Below are 9,051 nucleotides of genomic sequence, written 5' to 3' on the forward strand. Positions count from 1 at the left end.
CACCTGCCCGGGGGCGGGCGAGTTCCTGGCGGTGATCACTGCGCGGCGCCGTCGTTGCCGTTGATATGTGGGTCGAGTTGTATGTCGAGCGGAAGAGCGTCGCCCTCCACCCCCGGTCGCCGCCGTGGAACCCTCTGGCCCACGCTCGCCCGCCGAGCCCGACTTCCTCGTCGAATGCGGCCAGTAGCCGCCAGATGCCGGCAGGCAGGACGGTGAACGGCACTACATAGGCGGCGAGTTGCATCCATCGGGACTCTCCGGCGACGCGGTCGCAGTGGGATCTTCGGTATGCCGGAGGGGTTGCATGGAGCGCCGTCAGCTCCTGGTCGACCTGCTGTTCGGGGCGGCAGGATCTGGCAGAAGCTGCGGTACTCGGAGACTGCCGGCGCCGCGGTGCCCCGTTCACCCCCGCTCCCTGACTGCAACCGCGAGCCGCGTCGAGGACGTTGACGTTCTTCGGGCCGCCCCATGACCGCTCACCGCCGCCCGCTGCCCAGCAGGGAGTTGTCGCGCCACCGTCACATCGCCAGGCGCGCGGTGCGATGACTGATGTGTTTGCTGAGGCTTTTAGACCTTCCACTGCGTGGCGCCTTTGTGTGATTATCAGGCCGCGCCATCGGCATTTTCCTATGCCGTACATCGGCTTGCCTAAAAGGTATGGAGGGATTCCGCTTGCGAAGAATAAGAGCGCTTGAGACCCGAGGCTCGACATGGCTGACCGCCATGATGTTCTCTGTTCTGTTATCCCTGATGGCCCCTGCGGCTCACGCGCAGGAAGAAGGGGAGCGGGCCGGTAAGTTCACCGTCACGAATCTCGATGGGAGCCCCATCAAGTGGCCCGAGGCTCCGCGAAACCTCAAGGATCGCACCAATCGATCCCAGCAGGAGGCGCCAGGGTCACTCCTGAAGAGGAACAAGTACGTAGAGAAAGTCGAGCAGGGCGACGGCTTCGGACCTCGGATTGCGCAAGCATTCCCTTCCGCGTCGATGACGGACTGCTATAACGCTCCGTACGACGGCAGGACATCTCTCATCCTGAGCCACTGGCAGTGGTGCATGGTGCTTATAGGCAGCTACTCCTCCTACGAAAAGTGCAAGGGGCCGCCGCCTGGTAATGGTTGTGTGGAAATCGGAAGCGTGCAGTTTCGCATGGGCATCATGGGGCAAGGACACCAGGACAAGAATGATCCTGGGGCCCGCAAGGCGCGGTATTGGATGCAACTTGACCAACCTGTTGTCTTCGGCGCTCCACGCCTCACGGACAAGCTGACCTTCACCGGCCTCTGCACTTCGTTTACTGGCGGCGCCTCGTGTACAGGTGCCCCGGGAAACGGTCGAGTCGATACGATCGCGGGGTGGATGGCAGCCGGGCACGTGGACTGGGAGTACACATCCCCCGAAGGGTCTCTCACCGACGAGAAGAAAGCCTACTTTGACTTCTCGATGACGTCGGTGGTGGCTCAGGAATTCTCTGTTCCGGGGATTGTCATAGCCCCCGGCACAACGGGATTTCGCTGTGACTCCGCTTCGTACATGAAATGGCCCGTAGCGCTTCCATCCTACGGATGTGTTTTTGACGGAGTCGCGTCCACGTGGAATTTCCGGGCAACGTCTGACGTTGCCGAGACCGCGAAACACGTATGGACGGCGCAGTTCAAGCCGAATCTGACCAGGCCGCCCAGCGTGGGTGACAAAGAGATTCTCGGTTCAGTTCAGAGCGGGATGCCGCTCGAACGGCTTGCGGGAGCAGCCGGCAGCGAAAACGATGTGCTGCACGGCAAGAACCGCGACAAATCGATTGCAGCCTGTCTGACAAATTTTGGCAAGTCGTACACCAGAGGGCAGACACTCGACTGCGACGAATACCCAATGGCCTCCACCAGACAAGGGGCCTGGACCGGGGACGTAGGAAATGAGAACGGCACAAGCCACTTCTCCGTGAAACCGCTGCCCAAGGACGACAATCAGGCAGCAGGGCGACTACTCAACACCTTCTACCTCGACCAGCGGATCATCAATACAGATGATTTCTATGTAAATGTCCAGGCGGCAGATGGTGGCAAGTATGCTGGCGTCGAAGAGCCGACAGGAATCTCATCTCCGGTCTCGAACCGGTCCTGTGATCTCCGTCAACCGGTTGTATCCGGTGTCAAAACCGACGCCGCACCGGAGAAAACCTTCCTGGACTACGCGAAGACCACACCTGACGGTTGGACCGGTGGAGACTCCACGTTCTCCGTGAAACTCCCGGACGGCCGCACAATCTGGCTTTTCTCAGACACCTTTCTGGGCCCTCTCAACAGCGACGGCACCAGGCCCACGAGCGCACCATTCGTCAACAGCACGATGGTGGTGCAGGACGGTGGTCAACTCACCACACTCCGAGGTGGAACCAAGACGAGGCCGGAAGGTCTCATGAAGCCGGCCGCAGAGAAGCACTGGTACTGGCTGGGTGACGGTCAGCTACACACGGAGGGCGGTACCACCTACCTGCAGGTGATCTTCCAGGAGTACTACAAGTTCGGTCCAGGCTCCTGGGACTTCAGGCACAAAGCGAATTTCGTGGCGACATTCTCGCTTGATGACTTGGGCACGTCACATGGACACGAGCCCCTGTACATCGATCCCGTATCCTCAACATCTGGCGTCGGTTGGGGATCCGCACTCCTGCCATCAAGCCTCAGCGGCGACGGCTACACGTACATCTATGGAGTAGACGACGCTCCGACGAACAAGAAGATGCGCATCGCGCGCGTAAGAGGCACTGATCTCACAGGGGACTGGGAGTACCTCAACCCAGGCCTCGGCGGGTGGATGAAAAACGAAAAGCAGGCAACCAACGTCTACACCGGAATAGCCAACGAATACAGCGTAACGCCCTGGTACGGCGGATTCATGGTGGTCAGCCAGTCAAGCAGGGAAGCCTTCAGCGGAGAGATCAAAGCGGCGGTATCGTGCTCCCCGCACGGGCCCTTCCAGCTTGAGACCGATGTCTACCGCATGCCTGAACCGGGTCCATGGGGAAGTTACGCGGGCAAAACGGCAGGGACCGTCATCAGCTACAACGCACACGTTCACAACTCCATGCTGAACGGTGGGGCGGGCTCCTACACCCTCTCGTACAACGTGAACAGCATGGACAGCCGAGTGGAATCCGGTGCTGATCATTACCGCGATCCAGGAATCTACAAGCCGCGGTTCGTCGCATTCAAAATGACCCCGACTGGTGGGACCCTGAGGTCTGCTGCCGGGAAGGCTGACTAGCTCGATGGCCTGCCAGTTGACCCCAACTTCGGGTCAACTGGCAGGCCACATCTGGATAATCCAGATCTCCAGAGGGTCCTCATGAGGACCTTGGGGAGGGAACGGGTCGAGTGACAGTGCCGCTTCGAGATGATCCCGGCCTCGACACATGACCCGAATGTGGTACGGCCCAGGCCGTACCGCAACCGTCCCATATGAAACGCCACCCAGGTCGACAACTGTGAAACTCTCCGCCAAGGGGGCACAGAAGGCACGCTCGTAATCCCAAGAGGCGTGGGGTTTTGACGCGGGGCCATCCCAAACCTCCAGGCGGACCAGTGGGTAGAAATCGTTGTCGCTGGAACTCAGCGCCAGACCATCACCCGGGATCTGCACAACGTCGTCGTCTTCCGGTACTTCCTCGAAGAAGATGGGGCCGACCTGAATGGTCCGGTACGAAACGCGCGGGCGAACGTCAGCGAAATCGACTACCTTGGGCACGTACCCTCCTGGGGCAACCATCCGGACGCGGTCAACTCATTCGACAGACGAGTTCTAGCCCCTGAGCTGTTCCCAGGCCATTTGCGAGTGCAGCATGAGTGCCGAGGACGGTGCCAACACTATCCACCTCGGCTCCCGAGGCCGTCGCCTGACCTGAGGCCGGCAGGCCCATACACGCCGATGTTGAAGCTCTGCTTCGGATAGTCCCCGCCGAGCACTGTGGGGGAGGGAGAGCGGTGCGCCGGGCATCTCCGCCGGCCCGGAGGCCGTACTTCCGCGGGAAACCGGCTGCAACGCCAACGAAATGGGGTGGCCCATGACGGACGCTGATCCGGACAAGTGGCCGGTCGTGGCATGGCGTCGTCACGCGGGGGCGAACTTGGCCGTTCTCGGTCGCTGTTCCAGCCGTGCTGGCTGCCTGTTCGCGCGGGGCCGTGGCCCGGGGCACTCTGTTTCCAGAAATGGCCACATGTTTGTGGGTGTGGTGGATGTGGCCAAAAGTTGGGGACACATGCCCGGGGGCGAGCGGGTTTTGGTGGCGATCACTGCGCGGCGCAGTCGTTGCCAACGTCTCCCTCGACTCCTACCAATTCTGATTGGGCGCGGACTCGGACGCCGAGGCGGAACCCCCCAGGCGCCGAGTGACCCGCTGGTACCGTCTCCGCATCTCGGGCGCGCATCATCGCGTCCGACGGTTGACCGATGGGCAGGACGACCAATCAAGGAGTCCGATATGTCGAGTTCCCAAGAAGTAAGTAAAAACGGCCACCCCCAGGCATAAACTCGCAGGTGAGCGCCTGTGATCCCCGCGCACGCGGGGTTGGACCCTCTCCTTTTCCCTCTAGCCAGGGAAGTGCAAAGTGATCCCCGCGCACGCGGGGTTGGACCCCGGCCTCCGGCGCGGAGATCGGGCACGAAGGCGTGATCCTCGCGTACGCAGGGTTGGACCCTCCGTCTCCATCGGTGGGTGGAAGCGGATCGGGTGATCCCCGCGCGTGCGGGGGTTGGGCCCCGGCTGGCCGCCTGTATCGGGCCGGGGGCTGGGTGGGGTTTGTTTTCGGGGCCGGTGTTTGTGGGTGTCGGGGATGTGGCTGGAAGGTGGGGGCACTTGCTGGGGGTGGGGGGCTTTTGGTGGTGGTTGTTGTGTGGCGCCTTCGGGTCGCCGAGTTCCCGGGTGTTTGGGTAACCCGGCTTGTTGGAAGCGGAGTTGTTGTGCTGGGTGTGCTTGGGGCGTGGTTCCTTGTTGGGGGTGGGTTGGGTACTGTCAACGGTCGGTTACTTAGCGTTGACAGTGGGGGGCGGTTGGGGATGGGTAGTGGCGCGGGGGACGGGGGCGAGTCGGGGACGGCGTCTTCGTTTTCGGGTGGGGCGGCGCATGCCGTGGTGCAGGGGCGGGACTTCAGTGGGGGCGTGCATTTTCATGGCGCCCAGACACCCGTAGGCGTGCCTCAGCAACTCCCGGGGAATGTGCGGGGGTTCGTGAATCGGGCCGTGGATCTTGAGCATCTTGATGCGGCGCTGGGCGAGGACGGTGTTCTGGTCATTGCCGGGACGGCGGGGGTTGGGAAGACGTCTCTTGCCGTGCACTGGGCTCATCGTTCGAAGGGGCATTTTCCGGACGGGCAGTTGTACGTGAATCTGCGCGGCTACGATCCCGGCGCGCCCCTTACCGCCGCCCTGGCCCTGGAACGTTTCCTGGTGGCCCTGGGTGTGCCGGCTGCCGCGATCCCGACCGATGTGGAGGCCCGCGCTGCGCTCTACCGCACCCTCCTCGCCGACCGGAACATGCTCGTCGTGCTCGACAATGCGGCGGGTGTCGGGCAGGTGCGGCCGTTGCTGCCTGGTACCGGGCGGTGTCTGACGTTGATCACCAGCCGTAGCCGTCTGTCGGGGCTGGTGGCGCGGGATGGGGCGCGGCGGGTGACGCTGGAGGTGTTCGAGGAGTCGGCGGCCGTCCGGCTGCTGCACGAGACGACCGGGGGCTACCGGACCGACGACGACCAGGACGTCGCGGAACTGGCCCGCCTGTGCGCCCGCCTGCCGCTGGCGTTACGCGTTGCGGCGGAGCGCGCCGCCGCCCGTCCCCGCGTGCCTCTCAGCATGCTTATCGACGACCTCCGTGACGAATCCTCCCTGTGGGACGCACTGTCCTCGGATGACGATGACGAGGCCGACGCGGTACGTACCGTGTTCGCCTGGTCCTATCGGGCTCTGCCCGCCGACGCCGCCCGCCTCTTCCGGCTTCTCGGCCTGCATCCGGGCCCGGACTTCTCCGCCCACGCCGCCGCCGTGATCGCCGCGATCCCCACCGGCCAGGCCCGCCGCCAGCTCGATGTTCTGGTCGGCGTCCACCTGCTGGAACAGATCGGCCCCGACCGCTACCAGTTCCACGACCTCCTCCGCGCCTACGCCATCGACCAGACCCAACGCCTCGACCCACCGGACGACCGACACACCACGGTGCGGCGGATCTTGAGCTGGTATCTGCACACCGCCGATGCGATCGCCGCAGCCAACCCCCGTCGCGGTAATCCACGCATCCCGCTTGGATCTCCGGCTGATGATGTGCGACCGCTGGAGTTCGCCACATACCCGGAGGCGGTGGACTGGTTCAGGGCTGAGCAGAACAACTTCCTCGCAGTCCAACGAGCCATGATCGCGGCGGGCTTCGACGGTATGGCCTGGCAACTTCCGGCTGTGCTGCGATACGTCTATGCGAGTAACAACCTCTTCGAGGACTGGTTTACCACCGGCCACCTCGGGCTTGAAGCCGCCCGCCGCTGCGATGACCAGGGAGGGGAGGCGGCGCTCCACACAGTTCTGGGCATGTTCTGCCGCCAGTCCCACCGGTTGACCGAGGCCGCCGAGCACTATGAGGCCGCACTTCAGATCCATCGGCAGGCCGGTGACCGTTACAGCGAAGCGTGGGTCTTGAACTTGCTGGGCACCGTGTACTTCGGCGGCCACCAGGTCATGGAGGCGTACGCGCATTTCAAGGAGAGCGTCGACCTGTGCCGTGAGATGGGCTATGCCGAACTGATTGCTGATCCGACAGCGAACCTGTGTGGGATGAGCCGTCAGCTTGGTCAGTTGGCCGAGGCCCTTGAGCTGGGCAATCGGGCGCGCTCGATGCACCAAGAGGCAGGTGATCGGCACGGAGAAGTGAACGTGCTCGTGCATCTGTGTGAAACGCATCTTGACCTGGGGGAGTTGGATCCGGCCGCCTCATTGGCCGAAGAGGCCCTCTCTATCGGTCGGGAGTTCGACAACCGGGTCTTGGAAGGGGTGGCCCTGATCCGCTGCGGCAGGATTCAACTCGCTCGCGGTGAGATCGATGAAGCTCTGGTCTCCTACCACCGTTCAGCGACCATCCATCGCCGTATCGGGGACCGTGGTCGCGAGGCCGAGGCGCTGGACGGTACCGGGGTTGCCTATCAGGCATTGGGGCGGGGAGAGGAGGCCGTGGCCTTTCACCGTCAGGCGGTTGCGATCCATCGCGACCTGGGGGACCGCTGGAAATCGGCGGTGGCCCTGGACCATCTCGCCACCGCACTGCGGGAGGCCGGCGCCGACGAGCAGGCGCGCGCGTCGTGGCACGAAGCCCTGCCGTTGTTGGCCGAGTTCGATGACCCCGAGACGGTCACGTTACGAACGTCCATTGAGACGGCATTGTCCGGGCTGGGAGAGACCCCTGGGTGATTCAACTGAACCCCTACGGCCAAGGACAACGGTCGCCACGAGGCCCTGGCGGGCCTCCCAACTGGGGTGTGGCGGGACCGTTACGGTCAGATGTTGAACTCCCCGGCCTTGAGGCCCGATACGAAGGTGGCGAACGTGTCCGCCGGGAACTCCAGGACCGGACCGTTCAGGTTCTTGGAGTCACGGACGGGAACCACGCCCTGGGAGATGGCGAGGTTGGCGGCCAACTCGACGCAACTGCCACCGTTGTTGGTGTACGAGGACTTGAACCAGTGGGGGGATTGGGTCGTCACGGTTTGCCCCTTCGGTCAGAGGGTGTCGAACTCTCCCGCCTTGATGCCCGATATGAAGGAGGTGAACGCCCCGGCGGGTATGTTCAGTACTGGACCGCTCGGGCTCTTCGAATCTCGGACGGAGGCTATGCCGGTTGCGGATGCCTGTGCAGGGGTCCACTCGACGCAGGACCCGCCATTCTCAACGCTGTGAGAGGACTTGACCCACCGCAGGGGCGGAGAGCTGGTCGTGGTCATCACAGAGTGCCCCTTCGTAGCTCTTCGACCATGGCGACAGACTCCGCCTGGGATGCTGCCTCGATCTGTAGCTGATGGTAGTTCCTCATCAGCGGCACTACGGATGACAGCTCACGGTCTAGGTGGCCCTGCGTCTGTGACTCGACGTAGGACATCAGGGACCGGTCCGACAGTGTCAGAAGGTGTACCAGCCGGATGAAGGGCTTCCGTCCTCCCATGGCGAACGGAGCAATTTGGAATGCCGTGTTCGGCTCCTTGGCGAACTCGATCAGCCGCGCGAACTGGCCCGCCATGATGCCGGGTCCCCCGATGGGTCGACGGATGCAACTCTCGTCCAGTACCGCGAAGATGATGGGCGGCGGCGTCCGAACAAGTGCTGCTTGCCGTGCTATCAGGAAGTCAACTCGTTCAGCCGCTTGTTCGGGCGTGATGTCACCCCGCTGCACTGCGTAATCCGTCAACGCTCGCGCGTACTCGCGCGTCTGGAGCGGTCCGGGAATCACGCCCGATTCGAACAACCGGATCTCTGCCGCACGCCCCTCGTACTCGACGTACTCCGGGAAGCCCTCCAGCAAGCTGCCGTGCTGCATCTCCCGCCACTGGCGTTCGAACGTATCGACTGTGCCAGCCAAGCCGAAGGCCACGTCAGCAGCTTTCGCGAAGCGTAAAGATGGCATCTTGCGAGCAGTTTCAACCCCAGAAATATGCCCACTGGAAATGCCCATGTGAGTGGAGAGGTCGTCTTGCTTCCAGCCGCGCGCCTCGCGTGAGCTGCGTAGACGTGCGCCGAACGCTGCCTGGGCGCTGCTCTCTGGGTCCAGCTCCTTGCGGTTCACCCATCACCACCAACTTATCTTGCTGCCAAGCCACGTTGATCAGGTTCCGACTGTAGGTCAGCCTAAATCCTCCCGGTAGTGAATCCGCTACGGAGAGGAGTTGCGGTGTCCGAAAAGAACCTTCCGGCGCCCGGCACGCTCATGGTTGACGCGCAGAACCGGATCGGTGAGTTCCGGGGTGAGTGGTGCGGACTATGGTCTCTGCGCCCTGTAACTGGCGGTAGGGAATGGTCCGTCGACCC

6 protein-coding genes are annotated in these 9,051 nt (G+C 63.1%); 2 read left to right on the forward strand and 4 right to left on the reverse strand.

Features of this window, described 5'->3' with window-relative positions:
- Positions 1 to 657: 657 nt before the first annotated feature.
- Entirely contained in the window at positions 658 to 3,264 is a 2,607-nt protein-coding gene (locus ACIQNU_RS38965; RefSeq protein WP_401375971.1) for a hypothetical protein, read from the forward strand.
- 33 nt (positions 3,265 to 3,297) lie between these two features.
- On the opposite strand, the gene ACIQNU_RS38970 is transcribed toward ACIQNU_RS38965, so the two are convergent.
- Positions 3,298 to 3,744: a hypothetical protein gene (locus ACIQNU_RS38970; RefSeq protein ID WP_401375973.1), complete on the reverse strand. Its 447-nt coding sequence runs from the start codon at positions 3,742 to 3,744 to the stop codon at positions 3,298 to 3,300.
- Positions 3,745 to 5,235: 1,491 nt separating this feature from the next.
- Between ACIQNU_RS38970 and ACIQNU_RS38975 the strand changes: the two genes are divergently transcribed.
- Positions 5,236 to 7,443: an ATP-binding protein gene (locus ACIQNU_RS38975; RefSeq protein WP_401375975.1), complete on the forward strand. Its 2,208-nt coding sequence runs from the start codon at positions 5,236 to 5,238 to the stop codon at positions 7,441 to 7,443.
- An 86-nt stretch (positions 7,444 to 7,529) separates the two neighbouring features.
- Here ACIQNU_RS38975 and ACIQNU_RS38980 read toward each other — a convergent pair whose 3' ends face one another.
- The 3 genes from ACIQNU_RS38980 to ACIQNU_RS38990 are packed head-to-tail and all read right to left on the reverse strand — an operon-like array spanning position 7,530 to position 8,809.
- Positions 7,530 to 7,736 (reverse strand): DUF397 domain-containing protein, encoded by a 207-nt coding sequence (locus ACIQNU_RS38980; protein WP_401375977.1) that lies wholly within the window; start codon positions 7,734 to 7,736, stop codon positions 7,530 to 7,532.
- 15 nt (positions 7,737 to 7,751) lie between these two features.
- Complete coding sequence (locus ACIQNU_RS38985) at positions 7,752 to 7,973, reverse strand: DUF397 domain-containing protein (RefSeq protein ID WP_401375979.1); 222 nt, start codon at positions 7,971 to 7,973, stop codon at positions 7,752 to 7,754.
- On the reverse strand, positions 7,973 to 8,809 hold the full coding sequence (locus ACIQNU_RS38990; protein WP_401375981.1) for a helix-turn-helix domain-containing protein: 837 nt from the start codon (positions 8,807 to 8,809) through the stop codon (positions 7,973 to 7,975). Before ACIQNU_RS38990 ends, ACIQNU_RS38985 begins: the two co-directional genes overlap by 1 nt.
- Between the last annotated feature and the right edge of the window lie 242 nt (positions 8,810 to 9,051).

The organism is Streptomyces sp. NPDC091292, from assembly GCF_044757265.1.
Taxonomy (GTDB): Bacteria; Actinomycetota; Actinomycetes; order Streptomycetales; family Streptomycetaceae; genus Streptomyces.

Bases quoted from the DNA above. Each gene is read 5' to 3' on its own strand.
- ACIQNU_RS38985 (WP_401375979.1), bottom strand. From the start codon at position 7,973: ATGACCACGACCAGCTCTCCGCCCCTGCGGTGGGTCAAGTCCTCTCAC.
- ACIQNU_RS38965 (WP_401375971.1), top strand. From the start codon at position 658: ATGGAGGGATTCCGCTTGCGAAGAATAAGAGCGCTTGAGACCCGAGGC.